Raw genomic sequence first — 18,578 nt, 5'->3', positions numbered from 1 at the left:
AATTGCACGTTTTGCCAGAATCCAGGTCAGAGTCAGGGGCTATTCTTGGCTTCACCCTTCAGCCGTTCGATCGCCATCAGCACCCGTTCTGGTGTTGCAGGAGCGTCGAGACGCGGACAGATCTTATGATCGGCCACACTTGCCACCGCGTCCGACAGCGCATGCAGCACAGACATGCCGAGCGGGAAGGGCGGTTCGCCGACCGCCTTGGAACGGTGCACCGTCGGCTCGTTGGCCTCCGGCCAGTCGGCCAGCGTGACGTTGAATATCTTCGGCCGGTCGGACGCGAGCGGGATCTTATAGGTCGACGGCGCATGCGTGCGCAGCCGGCCCTTGTCGTCCCACCACAGCTCCTCCGTCGTCAGCCAGCCCATGCCCTGGATGAAGCCGCCCTCGATCTGGCCGAGATCGATGGCGCGGTTCAGCGAGCGGCCGGTTTCATGCAATATGTCGGTGCGCTCGACGACATATTCGCCGGTCAGCGTGTCGACCGAGACTTCCGAGCACGAGGCGCCATAGGCGAAATAATAGAACGGACGGCCCTCGCCCTTGTCACGGTTCCAGTGGATTTTCGGCGTCTTGTAAAAACCCGCCGCCGACAGTTGGATGCGGGCCATATAGGCCTGCTTGACAAGGTCGGTGAAGGCGATCTCCTGGTTGCCGATGCGCACCCGGTTGGGCAGGAAAAGCACCTGCTCGCGCGGCACCTGGTATTTTTCGGCGGCGAAGTCGGTCAGCCGTTCCTTGATCTGGCGGGCGCCGTTCTGCGCCGCCATGCCGTTGAGGTCGGTGCCGGACGACGCCGCGGTGGCCGAAGTGTTGGGCACCTTGCCGGTGGTCGTCGCGGTGATCTTGACCTGGTCGAGGTCGATCTGGAACTCTTCCGCCACCACCTGCGCCACCTTGACGTAGAGGCCTTGCCCCATCTCGGTGCCGCCGTGATTCAGATGCACCGAACCATCGGTGTAGACATGCACCAGCGCGCCGGCCTGGTTGTAGTGGGTGGCTGTGAAAGAGATGCCGAATTTGACCGGCGTCAGCGCCAGGCCGCGCTTGATGAAGCGGCTGTTGGCGTTGAAGGCCTGGATGATGCGGCGGCGCCCCGCATAGTCGGCGCTCGCCTCCAGCTCGGCGACGATGCGGTGGATGATGTTGTCCTCGACCGTCTGGTGATAAGGGGTGACGTTGCGGCCCCCGTCTTTATCACCACTGGTGGCATAAAAATTCTGCTTGCGGATTTCGAGCGGGTCCTTGCCGACCGCAAAGGCAACCTCGTCGATGACCCGTTCGGCGCCGACCATGCCCTGCGGGCCGCCGAAGCCGCGAAACGCCGTGTTCGACACGGTGTTGGTGTAAAGCGGCGCCGATTGCGCATGCACCGCCGGCCAGAAATAGGTGTTGTCGCAATGGAACAGCGCGCGGTCGGTGACCGGTCCGGACAGGTCCGAGGAAAAGCCGCAACGCGCCGCAAACATGAAATCGACGCCTAAAATGTTGCCGTCGTCGTCGAAGCCAACGTCGTATTCGACAAGGAAATCATGGCGCTTGCCGGTGGCGATCATGTCGTCGTCGCGGTCGGGCCGGATTTTTACCGCGCGATGGTGTTTCTTGGCGGCGATCGCAGCCAATGCCGCAAACTGGTTGCCTTGCGTCTCCTTCCCGCCGAAGCCGCCACCCATGCGGCGGATTTCCACTGTGATGGCGTTGCTCGGCACGCCCAGCGCATGGCTGACCATATGCTGGACTTCGCTCGGATGCTGGGTCGAGGAATAGATGGTGACGTCCTGGTCTTCGCCGGGGATGGCCACGGCGATATGGCCTTCGAGATAGAAATGCTCCTGGCCGCCGATGCGCATCTTGCCCTTCAGCCGGCGCGGCGCCGCCTTGATCGCGGCAGCGGCATCGCCACGCTTCAGCGTGAGCGGCGGCGTGACCAGCTTGTCCTTGCGGGGGTCGAGGTCGCCAATGTCGGTGACGAAAGGCAATGGACTGTATTCGACCTTGGCCAGCCGGGTGGCGCGGCGCGCCTGTTCGCGCGTCTTGGCAATAACGCAGAAGATCGGCTGACCATAAAACTGCACCTTGTCGTCGGCCAGCACCGGCTCGTCGTGGCGGCCGGTCGGCGAGATGTCATTTTCGCCCGGAACGTCCTTGGCCGTCAGCACATCGACGACGCCCGGCGCCGCGCGCACCGCCGACAGATCCATTTTGCTGATCGTCGCATGCGTCGCCGTGGACAGGCCGAGGCAGCCATGCAGCATGCCCGCCGGTTCCGGCATATCGTCGATATAGACCGCGCTGCCGCTGACATGCTTGTGCGCGGAATCGTGGCGCTGGTCGGCGGCGACGCCACCGGAAATCTTCTGCGCCTTGAGATCTGGAGAGGCGTGCTTGTTCATCAGGCCGCCTCGTTGCGCGACACCTGGAACGGCGCCTTGCTGCCGCTGGTTTCGGCAAAAAAGCGCAGCAGCAGGTTCCTGGCCGCCAGCGCCCGGTATTCGGCCGATGCCCGCATATCGGTCAGCGGGGTGAAATCGCCGGCATATTCAGCCATGGCCGCTTCCACCGTCGTCTCCGTCCACGGCTTGCCGAGCAGCGCTTTTTCGACACCGAAAGCCCGCTTCGGGGTGGCCGCCATGCCGCCATAGGCGATGCATATATCGGCCACGGTTCCGTCCTTGGCCAAGTCGAGGAAAAAGGCGCCAAGGGCTGCGGTGATGTCCTCGTCGCGGCGCTTGGTGATCTTGTAGACGGCAAACTTCGTGCCCTTGGCCGGCACGGGAACGTGCACGGCCTCGACGAATTCGCCTGGCTGCCGGTCCTGCTTGCCATAGGCGATGAAGAAATCCTCGAGCGCGATGGTGCGCCGCTTCTTGCCGCGGCGCAGCGTCAGTTGCGCACCAAGCGCGATCAGGGGCGGCGGCGTGTCGCCGATCGGCGAGCCATTGGCGATGTTGCCGCCGATGGTGCCCATGTTTCGTACCTGTTCGCCGCCGATGCGGTCGAACAATGGCCCGAGCGCGGGGATGCGCTTGGCCAGTGTCGCGAAGGCGTCGGTGTAGGTGACGCCGGCGCCGATGGTGATGACGTCATTGTCTTCGGAGATCGCGCACAGCCCCTCGAGATTGCCGATGAAGACTACCGGTGAGATGTCGCGCATGTGCTTGGTGACCCACAGGCCGACGTCGGTCGAGCCGGCGACAACAGTGGCGCCGGGCTCCTTGTCCAGTACAGCGGCGAAATCGTCGACGTCAGCCGGCACAACCAGCCGCTGCTTGCCGGCGCCGATTTCGACGCGGGCACCGTCATGCATAGCCTCGAGCCTGGCGGTGATCGCCTTGCGCTCGGCCGCCAGCGGATCCTTCGCCGCCTTGCCGTAGCTGGAGATGGCACGCGCGGCGCGCATGATTGCCTCATAGCCGGTGCAGCGGCAAAGATTGCCTTGCAAGGCCTTTTCGATCGCGGCATTCGACGGGTCCGGCGACTTCATCCACAGGCCGTAGAGCGACATGACGAAGCCCGGCGTGCAGAAGCCGCATTGCGAACCGTGGAAATCGACCATCGCCTGCTGCACCGGATGCAATTGGCCAGGCGCGCCGCGCAGATGCTCGACGGTGACGACATGGGTGCCGTCGAGCGAGCCCAGGAAGCGGATGCAGGCATTGACGCTTTCATAAACCAGCTTGCCGGCGGACAATTTTCCGACCAGCACCGTGCAGGCGCCGCAATCGCCCTCGGCGCAGCCTTCCTTGGTGCCGCGCAGCGAGCGGTCGAGCCGCAACCAGTCGAGCAAGGTCGCGTCGGGCGCCACCGACGACAGCGCGACATCCCTGCCATTGAGGATGAAGCGGATCTCGTTGCGTATGGTGATCTTGGCCATGCGTCAGCTCCCCCTGTAGGTCGAGTAGCCATAAGGAGAGATAAGCAACGGCACGTGATAATGCACGGATTCCGCCATGCCGAAGCGGATCGGCACACTGTCGAGGAAGGCCGGTTCCGGCAGTTTGGTGCCCTGGCCGCGTAGATAGTCACCGGCGGCGAACACCAGTTCGTATTCGCCGAGGCGGAATTCCGCTCCTGCCAGCAGCGGCGCATCGCAGCGGCCGTCGGCATTTGTGACGACGGTCTTCAAATGTATCCGCGCGTCGCTCTCAAGATGATAAAGCGCGATCGACAGGCCCGCCGCCGGCTTGCCGGTCGCGGTGTCGAGCACATGCGTCGTCAGACGTCCGCCATCGGCTTTCGACGTTTCTGCCACTGGCGCCTCCCATTTCCGATACAGCCGAACAAAGCAGTGAATTGTGCGCCAATTAAAGGCGATGCATAAGTCCCGGTCGAGCGGAGTGGCACAAAAACACTTTCAAAAATTTCGGGGGAATGCGCGAGCAACCCTTTCGACTATCCTGATCATAACTTCCGGCAGCGTCCGGCGGGGAGGGGCAATGCGTTACTCTAGAGACATGCGCGGCTACGGAGCCAATCCGCCGGATCCGAAATGGCCGGGCGGTGCGCATGTGGCCGTCCAATTCGTCGTCAACTACGAGGAAGGCGGCGAGAACTGCGTGCTGCACGGCGACAAGGCCTCGGAAGCCTTCCTGTCGGAAATCGTCGGCGCCGCGCCCTGGGTCGGCCAGCGCCACTGGAACATGGAATCGATCTACGAATATGGCGCGCGGGCAGGCTTCTGGCGGCTGCTGCGCCTGTTCAGCGAGGCGCAAGTGCCGGTGACCTGCTACGGGGTCGCCTCAGCATTAGCCCGGTCGCCCGACCAGGTGGCGGCGATGCAGGAGGCCGGCTGGGAAATGGCCTCGCACGGGCTGAAATGGATCGACTACCGCGACCACAGCGCCGAGGACGAGCGCCGCGACCTCGAAGCGGCGATCAAGCTGCACTACGAGGTGACGGGCCAACGGCCGACCGGCTGGTACACCGGCCGCACCTCGGTCAATACGGTGCGGTTGGTGGCCGAAGAGGGCGGCTTCGACTATGTGTCGGACACTTATGACGACGAACTGCCCTACTGGTTCGAGCACAGCGGCGGCGCGCAACTCGTCATCCCCTACACGCTCGATGCCAACGACATGCGTTTCGCCACGCCGCAGGGATTCAATTCCGGCGACCAGTTCTTCGCCTATTTGAAGGACAGTTTCGACACGCTCTATGCCGAGGGCAAAGCGGGCCGGCCGCGGATGATGAATATCGGCCTGCATTGCCGCCTCGTCGGACGTCCTGGTCGGGTGGCGGCGCTGAAGCGCTTCGTCGACTATGTGAAATCGCACGACAAGGTCTGGCTGGCGCGGCGGATCGATATCGCCAGGCACTGGCAGGAGAACCACCCCTACCAGCCGGCGGCGCTCAAGCCGTCAAAGATGGAGTTCGAAACCTTCGTAGACACTTTCGGCGGCGTGTTCGAACATTCGCCCTGGATCGCGGAACGTGCCTATGAGCTGGAGCTTGGGCCGGCGCATGACAGCGCCGGCGGCCTGCACAATGCGCTCTGCCGCGTCTTCCGCGCCGCCAGCGAAACCGAGCGGATCGGCGTCCTCAACGCCCATCCCGATCTCGCTGGCAAACTGGCCGAAGCGAGACGCCTCACTGCGGAATCCACACGCGAGCAGGCCTCCGCCGGCCTCGACGCGCTGACCGACAAGGAGCGCGAGCTGTTTTCCAAGCTCAACGCCGCTTACGTCACCACCTTCGGCTTTCCCTTCATCATCGCGGTGCGGGGCAAGACCAAGGAGGAGATCCTCGCCGAGTTCGAGGCGCGCATCGGCAACAGCCGTGGCGTAGAACTCGATACCGCCTGCAAACAGGTCGAGCGCATCGCGCTGCTCCGCCTGAAAGACATGCTCCCGCTCTAATGAAATGACTGAGGGGTCAGGACCCAATGGATATGATCAAGACTGACCAGAAAACCTATTATGCACCGCATGGCGGCCATCCCGGCCAAAATGAGCTTTTGACCGGCCGCGCCGTCTTCACCGAGGCCTATGCCGTCATACCGAAGGGAGTGATGCAGGACATCGTCACCAGCCCACTGCCGTTCTGGGACGAGACCAGGGCCTGGATCATCGCCAGGCCGCTTTCGGGTTTCGCCGAGACATTTTCGCAGTACATCGTCGAGGTCCTGCCCGGCGGCGGCAGCGACCGGCCCGAGCCGGACGCCGGCGCCGAGGGCGTGCTGTTCGTGGTTGAGGGCGAGTTGACCGTTTCGCTGGCCGGCAAGAAGCACGTGCTGCAAGCCGGCGGTTTTGCCTTCCTGCCGCCGGACAGCGGCTGGACGGTGCGCAACGAAGGTCGCGACGCCGTACGCTTCCACTGGATCAGGAAGGCCTATGAGGCCGTCGACGGCATCGACGCGCCGGAAGTCCTGTTCAGCAGTGACCAGCAAATGGCGCCGACGCCGATGCCCGGCACCGAGGGTCGCTGGGCGACGACCCGTTTCGTCGATCCAGCCGACATGCGCCACGACATGCATGTTACCATCGTTACGCTCGAGCCTGGCGCCGTCATCCCGTTTGCCGAGACGCATGTCATGGAGCACGGGCTCTATGTCTTGGAAGGCAAGGCGGTCTACCGCCTCAACCAGGACTGGGTCGAGGTCGAGGCCGGCGACTTCATGTGGCTGCGCGCCTTCTGCCCGCAGGCCTGCTACGCGGGCGGCCCAGGCAAATTCCGCTATCTCCTTTACAAGGACGTCAACCGGCACGCCAAGCTCGGCGGGGCGGGCATTGGCGGTCGCGCGCGGTGACCCGCATCACAGCGCGGCCGCTGACGCGCGAAAGCTTTGCCGGCTTCGGCGATGTCATCGACATGGGCGGCGGCAATCACTACCCGATCAATGGCGGCAAGACCGAGCGCTACCACAATCTCGCCACCGCTGAAGCCGGGGGACCGAATGCCTGCGTGCTGATCTCGATGGCGCGCGGCACGCCTTACGACCTGCCGCTGAAGCTGACCATGGTCGAGCGCCATCCCTTGGGCAGCCAGGCGTTCATCCCGCTGTCGCCGCGGCCTTTCCTGGTCGTCGTCTGCCATGACGGCAAGGACGGTCCGGGCGAGCCGCACGCCTTCATCACCGCACCCGGGCAAGGCGTCAACTATCCGCGCAATCTCTGGCACGGCGTGCTGACGCCGCTCGGCGAAGCGCAGGATTTCGTCATCGTCGACCGCGGCGGTGACGGCTCCAACCTCGAAGAGTTCCATTTCTCGCACCCCTACGAAATCCATCTCCCCAACGAGACCTGAGAAATGACCGACTTGTCGCTGATCGACCGCCTGCTCGATGTCATCGAGCACGACATCGTGCCGAAAACGGCAGAGGGCGTGGCCCATGGGAACAAGCTGTTCGGCGCCGCCATCCTGCGGAAGGGCGACCGCTCGCTGGTGCTGGCCGAAACCAACAACGAGATGGAAAATCCGCTCTGGCATGGCGAGGTGCACTGCCTGAAGCGTTTCTATGAAATGCCGAAAGCCGAGCGCGTCGACACCAAGGACGCCATCTTCATCGCCACGCATGAGCCCTGCTCGCTCTGCCTGTCGGCGATCACCTGGACCGGCTTCGACAATTTCTACTACCTCTTCAGCCACGAGGATTCACGCGACAGCTTTGCGATCCCGCACGATCTGAAAATCCTGAAAGAGGTCTTCACTCTTGATCCCGGCGGCTACAATGCCGAGAACGCTTATTGGAAGAGTTTTTCCATTCGCAGGCTGGTGCGGACGCTGCCCGAGGCCGAGCGCGGCCGGCTTGAGGCAAGGATCGGCAATATTTCCGCCCGCTACGACGAACTGTCCGGCGCTTATCAGGCGCGCAAGGCCGAAAACGACATTCCGCTGAACTGACGCGGATTGCCTAGCCTACCTTCGCGTTTTTCAGCACCTCGTTGATCCTGGCCTGCCAGCCCTTGCCGGTCGCCTTGAATTTACTGATGACATCCTGATCCAGACGGATGGACACGACTTGCTTAGGCTTCTCCACGGCTGGCCGGCCACGAGCACGCCTTATGCTCTCGAAAAGTTCTGGAAACACTTCCGCGAAAGGCCTGGCTTGCGCCAACTGTTCGTCTGTCGTCTCCGCATCGTCGGGATCATCAACAATTTGTCTTTGAATTTCCACTTCCTCCGCATCGGTAAGCGGTCGAACACGCGATTTAGGATTGTTCATATACTGACCTTTCCTTTCGGCTGGCACGGCGCGCATCGAGATCACCTCCGAACCAAGCGGCTTGAAAATCACGGCCAGGATGATCTCTCCGAATTCGCCAATCGCCTTGAACCGGTCGGCCTTGGCTGGAAGGACGGTTGAAGTCGCAAAAAAACTCAATATCGAGTTCGGCAAAATCGAGACCCCGGCTGTCCAGGTTCGTCACGCGCTTTGGCTCATCCCAAACGATTTTCAGGCGAAATCCTCATCACGTTGGGTTCAGCTAATAAATGTAATACATTAATTATAATCCTGCAACATCAGGGCAAAACAATCGGGCTACATATCGTGGCGTCGTCGCGGCGACACCGGCCGTCGCCCGTTTGACTTCATGACATGCCCGCTCCATGCGTCACTGACATCCTGGAGCATCGCATGAAAACCATCACCGAATTTCCCCGCAAGGTCGTCGAATTCCCCGATATGGGCATCGTCATGCCGGATGGTTGCCGGCTGTCGGCGCGGGTTTGGATGCCGGAGGACGCCAGCAGCGATCCGGTGCCGGCGATCCTCGAGCACCTGCCCTACCGCAAGCGCGACGGCACCATCTTTCGCGATCAGCTGACGCATCCCTATTTTGCCGGCCACGGCTACGCCTCGATCCGCGTCGACATGCGCGGCAATGGCGATTCCGAAGGTCTGATGGACGACGAATATTCCGAGCAGGAATTGCAGGACGCCTGCGATGTGATTGCCTGGGCGGCAGCACAGCCCTGGTGCAACGGCAGTGTCGGCATGATGGGCATTTCCTGGGGTGGCTTCAACTGCCTGCAGGTGGCGGCCAAGCAGCCGCCGGCGCTGAAGGCGGTGATCAGCCTGTGCTCGACCGTCGACCGCTACGCCGACGACATCCACTACAAGGGCGGCTGCCTTTTGACGGAAAATTTCGGCTGGGCCTCGACCATGTTGTCCTATTCGTCGCGACCGCCGGATCCGCTGATTGCGGGCGACAACCGCTGGCGCGACCTCTGGCTGACGCGGCTGGAGAACCAGTCTTTCCTTCTGCCGCTCTGGCTCAGCCATCAGCATCGCGACGCCTATTGGAAACGCGGTTCGATCTGCGAGGATTTCTCCGCGGTCAAAGCCGCCGTGCTGTCGATCGGCGGCTGGCATGACGGCTACCGCAACACGATCTCGCACCTCGTCGCCAACATCCAGGCGCCGGTGAAGGGCATTGTCGGGCCGTGGATCCACAAATACCCGCATTATGCCGGGCCAACACCCGCCATCGGCTTCCTGCAGGAGGCGTTGCGCTGGTGGGACCGCTGGCTGAAAGGCGTCGACACCGGCGTCGAGGCCGACCCGGACTACCGCGCCTATGTCATGGACAGTGTGCGCCCCGCGCGCTGGCACCCGGAGCGGCCGGGCCGTTGGGTGGCCGAACAGGAATGGCCGTCTCCCAACATCAAGGTCGGGGCGATCGAACTCATTGCTGACGGCGTCAGGCCGGCGATCGTGGCGACCCCGCAAAGCTGCGGGCTCGCCGGCGGCGAATATTTTCCCTTCACCTTTGGCCCGGAACTGCCGGGCGACCAGCGCCCGGACGATGCGCTGTCCGTCTGCTTCGATCAGCCTGTGCTTGCCGAGGCACTCGACATCGTCGGCGCGCCGGAGCTTCTGGTCCGGATATCGTCCGATCGCCCGCAGGCGAACATCGCGGTTCGACTGTGCGACGTGCACCCCGACGGCGCCTCGGAACTGATCTCCTACGGCGTGCTCAACCTGACGCATCGTGCTTCGCACGAACAGCCGCAAGCGCTGGTGCCGGGCGAAACGGTTTCGGCGCGCGTTATTCTCGACCAGTGCGCCTACCGCGTGCCGGCCGGACACCGCCTGCGCATCGCTGTTTCCAACGCTTACTGGCCGATGATCTGGCCGTCGCCGGAGCCGGTGCGGCTCGACCTTTCAGCGGCGACGCTGAGGCTGCCGCTGCGCCCGCTCGCAAAAAGCGACGAGACCTCATTCCAGTCTCCCGAAGGCGCAACACCCTGGGCAACCGCGACAGTCCGTGCAGCGAATTCCGAGCGTCACGTCGATCGCGATGAGAAGACCGGCATCGTCACGCTGTCGATCACGGATGATTTCGGAGAAGTGCGCGATCTCGCGCATGGACTGGCCAATGGCAGCATTGCCCGCGAGAGCTGGACGATCCACCCCGACGACCCGCTGTCTGCCTCGGGCCGCACGCACTGGACGCAGACCTTGTCGCGAAACGGATGGTCGGTGCGCACCGAGACGTCGGCTGAAATGCGCTGCGATGCGCAAAACTTCATCGTCAGCGCCAGAATCGAAGCCTATGAGGGCGAAACGCTGATTTTCGAACGCGATTTCGAAGAGACGATCCCGCGCGACCTGCTCTGAGCGTCCACCCGACTGGTCCAGTTGCGACGCACGATTTACGCCACGGCATGTCGCATTCCGTCTTGCTTACGGCTTTGCCTTCCGGTCAATATCCCTTTGGTAACAACAAGCAAAAAACGACCATAAGGTCGAACCAACAGAGTGAGGAACTCAAATGTCCAACGAACTCGAATATCTGAGCCGGCGCGTTGCGTCCGGCAAGCTGAGCCGTCGTGATTTCCTCGGCCGCGCCGCCGCACTCGGCGTCACAGCGCCCTTCGCCAATATGCTGCTTTCCAGTGCGGCTCGTGCGGAAGGCCCGGTCAAGGGCGGCACGCTGAAGGCCGGCCTCGTCGGCGGCGAATCCACGAACAGCCTGGACCCGGCTTTGTTCATGACGCAAGTGCCGTTCGCCTTTGGCAAGATGTGGGGCGAACTGATCGTCGAGCTGTCTCCGGAAGGCAAGCTCGAGAACCGCATCGCCGAAGAGATCGGCTCGTCGGACGACGCCAAGGTGTGGACGCTGAAAATCCGAGACGGCGTCGAATTCCACAACGGCAAGACGGTGACCGCTGAGGATGTGGCGGCAACGCTCGAGCGCCATTCCGATGAAAAGTCGAAGTCCGGCGCGCTGGGCTACATGAAGGGCATCGACAGCATCAAGGCCAGTGGCAAGGAAGTCGTCCTTACGTTGAAGGAGGCCAACGCCGACCTTCCCTATCTCCTCAGCGACTACCACCTCATCGTCCAGCCCAACGGCGGCAAGGACAAGGCGGATGCCGGCATCTCGGCAGGACCCTACAAGGTCACCACCAACGAGCCCGGCGTGCGCCATGGCGGCGAGCGCTTCGCCAATTACTGGCAGGCCGACAAGATGGGCCATGCCGACCAGATCGAGATCATCGTCATCAACGACGCGACCGCGCGCACGGCGGCCCTGCAGGGCGGCCAGGTCAACATGATCAACCGCGTCGAGCCGAAGATCGTCGACCTGATCAAGCGTGTACCGGGCGTCACCATCCGCAACCATGCCGGCCCCGGCCACTATGTCTTCATCATGCATTGCAACACCGCGCCCTTCGACAACAGCGACCTGCGCATGGCGCTGAAGCTCGCGATCGACCGTGAGGAGATGCTGAACAAGGTGCTGCGCGGCTACGGCTCGCTCGGCAACGACTTCCCGATCAATTCGTCCTATCCGCTGTTTTCCGAGATCGAGCAGCGCAAATATGATCCCGACAAGGCCAAGTTCCACTACAAGAAGTCGGGCCATGACGGCACCGTGCTGCTGCGCACCTCCGACGTCGCCTTCCCGGGCGCGGTCGACGCCTCGCAGCTCTTCCAGCAGAGCGCGGCCAAGGCCGGCATCAAGATCGAGCTCAAGCGCGAGCCCGGCGACGGCTACTGGAACGAGGTCTGGAACAAGCAGCCCTTCTGCGCCTCCTATTGGGGCGGCCGATCGACCCAGGACCAGATGTACTCGACCGCCTATCTGTCGACCGCCGACTGGAACGACACCCGTTTCAAGCGTCCGGACTTCGACAAGCTGGTGCTAGCCGCACGCGCCGAACTCGACGAGACCAAGCGCAAGCAGATGTACCACGACATGGCCGTGCTGGTGCGCGACGAGGGCGGCCTGATCCTGCCGATGTTCAATCAGTTCATCGATGCGACAGGCGCCAAGGTCGGCGGCTGGGTAGACGATCCGCATCAGGAGCTGATGAACGGCTACGCGCTGGCGAAGTGCTGGCTCGAAGCCTGAGCCCGGCTTTGCGGATATGTCCTCACCCGTCGTGAAACTTGTGGCCCAGCGCGTTGCGCTGGGCATCGTCCTCTTGCTGGCCGTTTCGGTCCTGATCTTCGCCGGCACCCAGATCCTGCCCGGCGACGTCGCGCAAGCCATTCTCGGACAGTCGGCGACGCCGGAATCGCTCGCCAATCTGCGCGAGCAGCTCGGCCTGAATCAGCCGGCTTACATCAGGTATTTCCATTGGCTAGGCGGTGTGCTCACCGGCGATCTTGGCACGGCGATGTCGAGCGGCCAGGATATTGCCACGTCGATCAAGGGGCGGCTGTGGAACACGCTGTTCCTCGCCTTCTGGGCTGCGATCGTGGCCGTGCCGCTGGCCATCATCCTCGGCCTGATCGCCGTGCGTTACCGCAATGGCTGGGTCGACAAGCTGATCTCCGGCCTGGCGCTCGCCTCGACATCTTTCCCGGAATTCTTCATCGGCTATGTGCTCGTCTATTTCTTTGCCGTGAAGTATCAATGGTTCCCGGCCATTTCCACGGTCTATGACGGCATGCCGTTCGGTGAGCGCATGCAGGCGATCGCGTTGCCAGCCACCGCGCTGACGCTGGTTGTGCTGGCGCATATGATGCGCATGACCCGCGCGGCCATCCTCAACGTCATGCAGTCGGCCTATGTCGAGACGGCAGAACTGAAAGGCCTGTCGGCCTTCAACGTCATCCGCAAGCATGCTTTCCCCAATGCCATAGCGCCGATCATCAACGTCGTCATGCTCAACCTCGCCTACCTCATCGTCGGCGTCGTCGTGGTCGAGGTGATCTTCGTCTATCCCGGCATGGGACAATATCTGGTCGACCACGTCACCAAGCGCGACGTGCCGGTGGTGCAGGCGGTCGGCCTGGTCTTCGCCGCCGTCTATATCAGCCTGAACATCATTGCGGACATCGGGGCGATTGTCGCCAATCCGCGCCTCAGACATCCGAAATAGGCGGCGGGCATGCTCGACATCAAACGCATCCCCATCCCCGCGCTGATCGGCATCGTGCTGACGGCTATGTTCGTGTTGGCGGCAGTTTTGGCACCGTTGATCGCACCGTACGGCAATGCCGAAATCGTCGGCGATGTCTGGGAACCGATGACGGCGGCACATTTGCTGGGCACCGACAATCTCGGTCGCGATCTTCTGTCGCGCATGATCTACGGCGCTCGCATCACGCTGTTCATCGCGGTGCTGGCCACCGCGCTGTCATTCTCGCTCGGCGCCATCCTCGGCTTTTCGGCGGCGGTGTTCGGCGGCTGGTTCGACACGCTTCTGTCGCGCCTTGTCGATCTGCTGATGTCGATCCCGACCCTGATCATGGCGCTCGTCGTGCTTTCGGTGCTGCCGACCAATCTGGTGACGCTGATCCTGGTGATGGGCGTCCTCGACTCGACCCGCGTCTACCGGCTGTCGCGCGCGGTGGCCGTCGACATCAACGTCATGGACTATGTCGAGGCCGCCAAGCTGCGGGGCGAAGGCAGCGGCTGGATCATCTTCCGCGAGATCCTGCCCAACGCGCTTTCGCCGCTGGTCTCGGAACTTGGCCTGCGCTTCATCTACGCGGTGCTGTTCTTGTCGACGCTCTCCTTTCTCGGGCTTGGCGTGCAACCGCCGGATGCCGACTGGGGCGGCATGGTCAAGGAGAACAAGGACGGCATCGTCTTCGGTATCGGGGCGGCACTCATTCCCGCCGCGGCGATCGCAGCACTGGCGATTTCGGTCAATCTGGTCGCCGACTGGGTGCTCAACCGCACGACAAGCCTGAAGGGAGGACGCGGGTGATGGCTGACACAAAAGCAAAGCCCGGCCTGCTGCTCGACATCCGCAATCTGCGCATCGAAGCGACAGTGTTTCCGCCCGGCGAGGCGCCGAAGAACATCGTTTTGGTCCACGATGTCTCGCTGACGCTGGAAAAGGGCAAGGTGCTCGGCCTGATCGGCGAGTCCGGCGCCGGCAAGTCGACCATCGGCCTGTCGTCGATGGGCTATGGCCGTGGCGGCGTGCGCATCACCGGCGGAGAGGTGCTGCTCAACGGCCGCGATATCCTCAAGGGCGGCAAGGAAGGTTTCCGCAAATTGCGCGGCCGCGAGGTCTGCTATGTCGCGCAGTCGGCGGCCGCGGCCTTCAATCCGGCGCACAAGCTGATGGACCAGGTGGTGGAAGCAACGCTGCTGCACGGCACGGCGACACGCGCCGAGGCCGAGAAACGTGCCGTGGCGTTGTTCAAGAAGCTCAGCCTGCCAAACCCCGAAATCATCGGCGAACGGTTCCCGCACCAGGTCTCCGGCGGTCAGTTGCAGCGGGTGATGACGGCTATGGCGCTGTGTTCGGAACCCGACCTGATCGTCTTCGACGAGCCGACCACGGCGCTCGACGTGACGACGCAGATCGACGTTCTGGCGGCGATCAAGGACGCCATCCGCGACACCCATGTCGCGGCGCTCTACATTACCCACGATCTTGCCGTCGTCGCCCAGGTCTCGGACGAGATCATGGTGCTGCGCCATGGCAGGCTGGTCGAATGGGGCGGCACTCGCCAGATCATCAAGGAGCCGCGCCAGGAATACACCAATGCGCTGGTCTCGGTGCATGAGATCGAGCATGCCGAGCAGAAGCCCGGCGCCGCGCCGTTCCTGTCGGTCAAGAACGTCACCGCCGCTTACGGCGGCAGCCACGTCAAGGTGCTGAAGAACGTCTCGGTCGACATCTATCCGGGACAGACGCTGGCCGTCGTCGGTGAATCCGGCTCCGGCAAGTCGACGCTGGCGCGCGCCATCACCGGGCTGTTGCCGCCGGAAGAAGGCACCGTCACCTTCGACGGCAGGCCGCTCGCCAACAGGCTTGCCGACCGGCCGAAGGAGGATCTGCGGCAATTGCAGATGATCTACCAGATGGCCGACGTGGCGATGAACCCGCGCCAGACCGTCGGCACCATCATCGGCCGGCCCCTGGAATTCTACTTCGGCATACGCGGCCGCGAGCGCGACAAGCGCGTCGCCGAACTGCTCGACGAGATCGAGATGGGCAAGGGCTTTCTCGATCGTTATCCGGCCGAACTCTCCGGCGGCCAGAAACAGCGCGTCTGTATCGCCCGCTCGCTCGCCGCCAAGCCCAAGCTGATCATCTGCGACGAGGTGACATCGGCGCTCGACCCGCTGGTGGCGAACGGCATTCTCAAGCTGCTGCTCAACCTGCAGCAGCACGAGAAGGTCGCCTACCTCTTTATCACTCACGATCTGGCGACGGTGAAGTCGATCGCCGATTCGATCGCGGTGATGTACCGCGGCGAGGTGGTGCGCTACGGCGCCAAGAGCAAGGTGCTGACGCCGCCCTTCGACGCCTATACCGACCTGCTGCTGTCGTCCGTTCCCGAGATGGAGATCGGCTGGCTGGAAAAGGCGATCAAGGGACGGCGCATGGCGAGCGCGGGGAATTAGTAGGGAATTCGCGGCCTTTGTCGCGAAAACTTCTTTCAACGGCAAAAGCTTTCCGGAGCCGCCCATGGCGCTCAAGACCAAACTGCTGCTCATCATTCTCGATGGCGTGCCCTACCGGAACTGGCGCCGGCTGATGGGCAATCTCGAAGGCTGGGTGCAATCGGGCGAGGCGCAGGTGTGGAAGATGCGCTCGGTGCTGCCGTCTACTTCGGCCTGCTGCTATGCTTCGATTCACACCGGGGTTTCGCCTCAGGAGCACGGCATCCTGTCCAACGAAAACCGGTTTCTCGTCAACAAGCCGGATATTTTCTCCGAAGTCAGCAAGGCCGGCGGCAAGACCGGCGCGGTGACGCACTCCTACTGGTCCGAATTCTTCCGCTCCTATCCGTTCGACCTGATCGAGGACATGGAGTTCGACGAGCCCAACGGACCCATCACGCATGGCCGCTTCCACACCATGACCGGCTATAATGCCCGCAACCAGATGACCCCGAGCGATGTCGACCTGTTTGCGACACTGACCCAGCTGACCCGGCGCCACGCCATCGACTACGGGATCCTGCACACCTGCACGCTGGATTCGATGGGCCATCGCTTCGGCCATGACTGCCACGAAATGGACCATGCCTGCTATGCGATGGACGGCATGCTGGCAGCCTTCCTGCCGGGCTGGCGGCAAGCCGGTTACGAGGTGATCGTAACCGCCGACCACGGCCAGACAGACCGCGGCCATCATGGCGGCCGCGACGATGAAATGCAGGATTTCGCGCTGTATTATTTCGGAGCCGGCAAAGGGCCGGATCCGGACCCGCTGCTTGATCAGCTGCAACTGGCGCCGACGGTGCTGAAGCGGCTGGGTGTGCCGGTGCCGGAGACCATGAAGGCTAAGCCGTTTTTGGGGTGACGGAGGTCGTCGCTGAGCCGCCGTTCGCTACCCCCTCTCCCCGTCACTATACGGGGAGAGGGTAAGGGTGAGGGGCAGCGCTAACATCAAAATAAATACCCCAACGCCGGCGCCGTCCCTCATCCGCCTGCCGGCACCTTCTCCCCGTATAGTGACGGGGAGAAGGGAGACGCTCTGGCAACACTCCCTCTCTTCGGTTAGCTTCGCCAAAATTCCTTGGCGGAAGGATGAACCTTTTTGAACCTATCGGCGACAGAGCAGACAGGAGCCAGGCGGCTCGACCGGCCATGACGGCAGCGACCGAGACTGATCGCGCGCTTGTCGACCGGGTCGCGAAGGGCGACCGTGCCGCTGTTCGGCTGCTGTTCATGCGTCACCACGCGCGGGTCTACCGCTTCGTGGTGCGCCAGACGGGATCGGAAATGATGGCCGACGATATCGCAAACGAGGTCTTTCTCGAGCTGTGGCGCCAGGCGCCCGGTTTCGAAGGGCGCTCGGAAGTCTCGACATGGCTGCTCGGCATCGCCCGGTTCAAGGCGCTGTCGATGCTTCGCAAGAAAAAAGAAGACTGGATCGATGACGACGATGCGGCGCAGGTTCCCGACGGCGCCGACACGCCGGAAGTCGCCACCATGAAGGAAGACAAGGGCGCCGCTTTGCGGCGCTTCGTCGATGCCTTGCCGGAGGAACACCGCTCGGTGATCGACCTTGCCTATTACCATGGACAGTCGGTGACGGAGATTGGCGAGGTGCTCGGCATCCCGGTCGCCACCGTCAAGACCCGAATGTTCTACGCCCGCAAGAAACTCGGCGAAGCCCTCAAGGCCGCCGGTTACGACAGGGGGTGGCCATGAGCAATCCTGAAGACATGAGCGCCGCTGAAAAAACGTCGCGCCGTGACGAAATGGAAACGCTGCTGCCGTTCTACCTGAACGGCTCGCTGGAAGGCTCGGACCTCGAAGCCGTCGAGGAATGGCTGGCGAGCGATCCGGCGGCGACGGCGGCGCTTGGCGAGGCTGAGGCGGAATTCTCCGGCGCCACCGCCGCCAACGAGGCGATCCGGCCACCGGCCGATGCGCTCAGCCGCTTTGCCAGGGCGCTCGACGCCGAAGCCGGACCGGTCCGCGCTCCCGCGGGCCGTTCCTGGCTGGCGCAGGCACTCGGCCGGTTCACGGCGATGCCGGCCACGGTCGGCTGGGCGGCAGCGGCGGTGCTGCTGGCGTTGGTCGTGGTGCAGTCCTACGTGCAGACCGGCGGCAAGAGCCATGATTTCGAGGTTGCCGGCGCCGAGGATGAGCTGACGAAACTGCCGTTCGCGCTGGTCAAGTTCAAGCCGGATGCGAAGATGTCCGACATCGCCGCCTTCCTCGACCAGAACGCGCTGAAGATCGCCGGCGGGCCGACCGCCTCGGGCGTCTTCCGCATTGCCATCCCGGTCAAGACCGGAGCAGACTACACCAGGCTCGTCGGCCTTATTGCCGCCCAGCCGTTCGCGGAGACTGTGATCGAGGGAAGGAAACCGGTTGATGGCAGCTAGGGCGGTCATTCGATTTGCGGCGATCCTGGTGGCGGCGACGACAATCGTCGCCGTGCCGGCGTCGGCGCAGACCAATGATCCCAATGCCGGCCGGGCCGACTGCACCGACGCGGCCGGAGCGGCGGCTGCCGACTGCCCGAAAGACGGCAATGAGGCCAACGTCGGCGGCGAACCAGGCGCAGTTACCCTTCCGGCCCTGATCGTCGACCTGTTTCCCAACCCACCGGTTCCCGAAGCGCCCGTGCCGACGCCACGGCCGTCAGCGCCGCCTGCCGACACGCAGGCCGGGCCACCCGCCGGCGGGGCGATCGTTTCGCCGACCGATCTTGTCGCGACCGCGCCGCGCCGTGCCATCGCCGGCGAG

Annotated in this window: 16 protein-coding genes and 2 pseudogenes; 13 read left to right on the top strand and 5 right to left on the bottom strand. The window is 63.2% G+C overall.

Going from position 1 to position 18,578, the window contains the following annotated elements:
* Positions 1–32: 32 nt before the first annotated feature.
* Genes xdhB through uraH form a run of 3 tightly spaced genes read right to left on the bottom strand, consistent with a single transcriptional unit; the run spans position 33 to position 4,258 of the window.
* The gene (gene xdhB / locus X733_RS142060; RefSeq protein WP_023819671.1) at positions 33–2,399 is read right to left on the bottom strand and encodes a xanthine dehydrogenase molybdopterin binding subunit; all 2,367 of its coding nucleotides are present in this window, start codon (positions 2,397–2,399) and stop codon (positions 33–35) included.
* On the bottom strand, positions 2,399–3,880 hold the full coding sequence (xdhA, locus tag X733_RS142065; RefSeq protein WP_023819670.1) for a xanthine dehydrogenase small subunit: 1,482 nt from the start codon (positions 3,878–3,880) through the stop codon (positions 2,399–2,401). The genes xdhB and xdhA overlap by 1 nt, the downstream gene beginning before the upstream one ends.
* 3 nt (positions 3,881–3,883) lie before the next feature.
* Positions 3,884–4,258, bottom strand: a complete 375-nt coding sequence (gene uraH, locus X733_RS142070; protein ID WP_023694734.1) for a hydroxyisourate hydrolase — start codon at positions 4,256–4,258, stop codon at positions 3,884–3,886.
* 184 nt (positions 4,259–4,442) lie between these two features.
* Between uraH and puuE the strand changes: the two genes are divergently transcribed.
* Genes puuE through X733_RS142090 form a run of 4 tightly spaced genes read left to right on the top strand, consistent with a single transcriptional unit; the run spans position 4,443 to position 7,845 of the window.
* Positions 4,443–5,861: an allantoinase PuuE gene (gene puuE, locus X733_RS142075; RefSeq protein ID WP_023819669.1), complete on the top strand. Its 1,419-nt coding sequence runs from the start codon at positions 4,443–4,445 to the stop codon at positions 5,859–5,861.
* Positions 5,862–5,887: 26 nt separating this feature from the next.
* Positions 5,888–6,751, top strand: a complete 864-nt coding sequence (locus X733_RS142080; protein WP_023703641.1) for a bifunctional allantoicase/(S)-ureidoglycine aminohydrolase — start codon at positions 5,888–5,890, stop codon at positions 6,749–6,751.
* Positions 6,748–7,248, top strand: coding sequence for an ureidoglycolate lyase (locus X733_RS142085; protein ID WP_023819668.1), 501 nt, complete (start codon positions 6,748–6,750; stop codon positions 7,246–7,248). The genes X733_RS142080 and X733_RS142085 overlap by 4 nt, the downstream gene beginning before the upstream one ends.
* 3 nt (positions 7,249–7,251) lie before the next feature.
* A complete protein-coding gene (locus X733_RS142090; RefSeq protein ID WP_023695962.1) occupies positions 7,252–7,845 on the top strand; it encodes a nucleoside deaminase in 594 nt (197 codons plus the stop codon).
* Between the two features lie 10 nt (positions 7,846–7,855).
* Here X733_RS142090 and X733_RS142095 read toward each other — a convergent pair whose 3' ends face one another.
* Both X733_RS142095 and X733_RS1000000168575 read right to left on the bottom strand, forming a co-directional pair.
* On the bottom strand, positions 7,856–8,167 hold the full coding sequence (locus X733_RS142095; protein WP_023671384.1) for a BrnA antitoxin family protein: 312 nt from the start codon (positions 8,165–8,167) through the stop codon (positions 7,856–7,858).
* Between the two features lie 9 nt (positions 8,168–8,176).
* Positions 8,177–8,402, bottom strand: a pseudogene (locus X733_RS1000000168575) (BrnT family toxin); the annotation flags it as partial.
* A gap of 179 nt (positions 8,403–8,581) precedes the next feature.
* Here X733_RS1000000168575 and X733_RS142100 point away from each other — a divergent pair.
* The 9 genes and pseudogenes from X733_RS142100 to X733_RS0135445 all read left to right on the top strand — a co-directional run.
* On the top strand, positions 8,582–10,567 hold the full coding sequence (locus X733_RS142100) for a CocE/NonD family hydrolase (RefSeq protein WP_023819667.1): 1,986 nt from the start codon (positions 8,582–8,584) through the stop codon (positions 10,565–10,567).
* A gap of 154 nt (positions 10,568–10,721) precedes the next feature.
* The gene (locus X733_RS142105) at positions 10,722–12,308 is read left to right on the top strand and encodes an ABC transporter substrate-binding protein (protein ID WP_023671387.1); all 1,587 of its coding nucleotides are present in this window, start codon (positions 10,722–10,724) and stop codon (positions 12,306–12,308) included.
* Positions 12,309–12,324: 16 nt separating this feature from the next.
* A complete protein-coding gene (locus X733_RS142110; RefSeq protein WP_023671388.1) occupies positions 12,325–13,284 on the top strand; it encodes an ABC transporter permease in 960 nt (319 codons plus the stop codon).
* 9 nt (positions 13,285–13,293) lie between these two features.
* Entirely contained in the window at positions 13,294–14,118 is an 825-nt protein-coding gene (locus tag X733_RS142115) for an ABC transporter permease (protein WP_023819666.1), read from the top strand.
* Complete coding sequence (locus X733_RS142120; RefSeq protein WP_023671390.1) at positions 14,118–15,773, top strand: ABC transporter ATP-binding protein; 1,656 nt, start codon at positions 14,118–14,120, stop codon at positions 15,771–15,773. Before X733_RS142115 ends, X733_RS142120 begins: the two co-directional genes overlap by 1 nt.
* Positions 15,774–15,837: 64 nt before the next feature.
* Entirely contained in the window at positions 15,838–16,677 is an 840-nt protein-coding gene (locus X733_RS142125) for an alkaline phosphatase family protein (RefSeq protein WP_023752448.1), read from the top strand.
* A 287-nt stretch (positions 16,678–16,964) separates the two neighbouring features.
* Entirely contained in the window at positions 16,965–17,531 is a 567-nt protein-coding gene (locus tag X733_RS142130; protein ID WP_023683483.1) for a sigma-70 family RNA polymerase sigma factor, read from the top strand.
* Positions 17,532–17,545: 14 nt separating this feature from the next.
* Positions 17,546–18,214: a hypothetical protein gene (locus tag X733_RS142135; RefSeq protein WP_023752447.1), complete on the top strand. Its 669-nt coding sequence runs from the start codon at positions 17,546–17,548 to the stop codon at positions 18,212–18,214.
* Positions 18,204–18,578: pseudogene (locus tag X733_RS0135445) on the top strand (peptidase S8); the annotation flags it as partial. The gene X733_RS142135 and the pseudogene X733_RS0135445, both read left to right, overlap by 11 nt.

Source organism: Mesorhizobium sp. L2C066B000, from assembly GCF_000502335.1.
GTDB lineage: Bacteria > Pseudomonadota > Alphaproteobacteria > Rhizobiales > Rhizobiaceae > Mesorhizobium.
This window is presented reverse-complemented; position numbering and strand designations above follow the sequence as displayed.

What these genes read in the sequence shown, in the direction of transcription:
- xdhB (WP_023819671.1), bottom strand. Translation starts at nt 2,399, where the DNA reads ATGAACAAGCACGCCTCTCCAGATCTCAAGGCGCAGAAGATTTCCGGT.
- xdhA (WP_023819670.1), bottom strand. Translation starts at nt 3,880, where the DNA reads ATGGCCAAGATCACCATACGCAACGAGATCCGCTTCATCCTCAATGGC.
- X733_RS142105 (WP_023671387.1), top strand. Translation starts at nt 10,722, where the DNA reads ATGTCCAACGAACTCGAATATCTGAGCCGGCGCGTTGCGTCCGGCAAG.
- X733_RS142115 (WP_023819666.1), top strand. Translation starts at nt 13,294, where the DNA reads ATGCTCGACATCAAACGCATCCCCATCCCCGCGCTGATCGGCATCGTG.
- X733_RS142125 (WP_023752448.1), top strand. Translation starts at nt 15,838, where the DNA reads ATGGCGCTCAAGACCAAACTGCTGCTCATCATTCTCGATGGCGTGCCC.
- puuE (WP_023819669.1), top strand. Translation starts at nt 4,443, where the DNA reads ATGCGTTACTCTAGAGACATGCGCGGCTACGGAGCCAATCCGCCGGAT.
- X733_RS142095 (WP_023671384.1), bottom strand. Translation starts at nt 8,167, where the DNA reads ATGAACAATCCTAAATCGCGTGTTCGACCGCTTACCGATGCGGAGGAA.
- X733_RS142135 (WP_023752447.1), top strand. Translation starts at nt 17,546, where the DNA reads ATGAGCGCCGCTGAAAAAACGTCGCGCCGTGACGAAATGGAAACGCTG.
- X733_RS142110 (WP_023671388.1), top strand. Translation starts at nt 12,325, where the DNA reads ATGTCCTCACCCGTCGTGAAACTTGTGGCCCAGCGCGTTGCGCTGGGC.
- X733_RS142090 (WP_023695962.1), top strand. Translation starts at nt 7,252, where the DNA reads ATGACCGACTTGTCGCTGATCGACCGCCTGCTCGATGTCATCGAGCAC.
- X733_RS142080 (WP_023703641.1), top strand. Translation starts at nt 5,888, where the DNA reads ATGGATATGATCAAGACTGACCAGAAAACCTATTATGCACCGCATGGC.
- X733_RS142100 (WP_023819667.1), top strand. Translation starts at nt 8,582, where the DNA reads ATGAAAACCATCACCGAATTTCCCCGCAAGGTCGTCGAATTCCCCGAT.
- X733_RS142120 (WP_023671390.1), top strand. Translation starts at nt 14,118, where the DNA reads ATGGCTGACACAAAAGCAAAGCCCGGCCTGCTGCTCGACATCCGCAAT.
- X733_RS142130 (WP_023683483.1), top strand. Translation starts at nt 16,965, where the DNA reads ATGACGGCAGCGACCGAGACTGATCGCGCGCTTGTCGACCGGGTCGCG.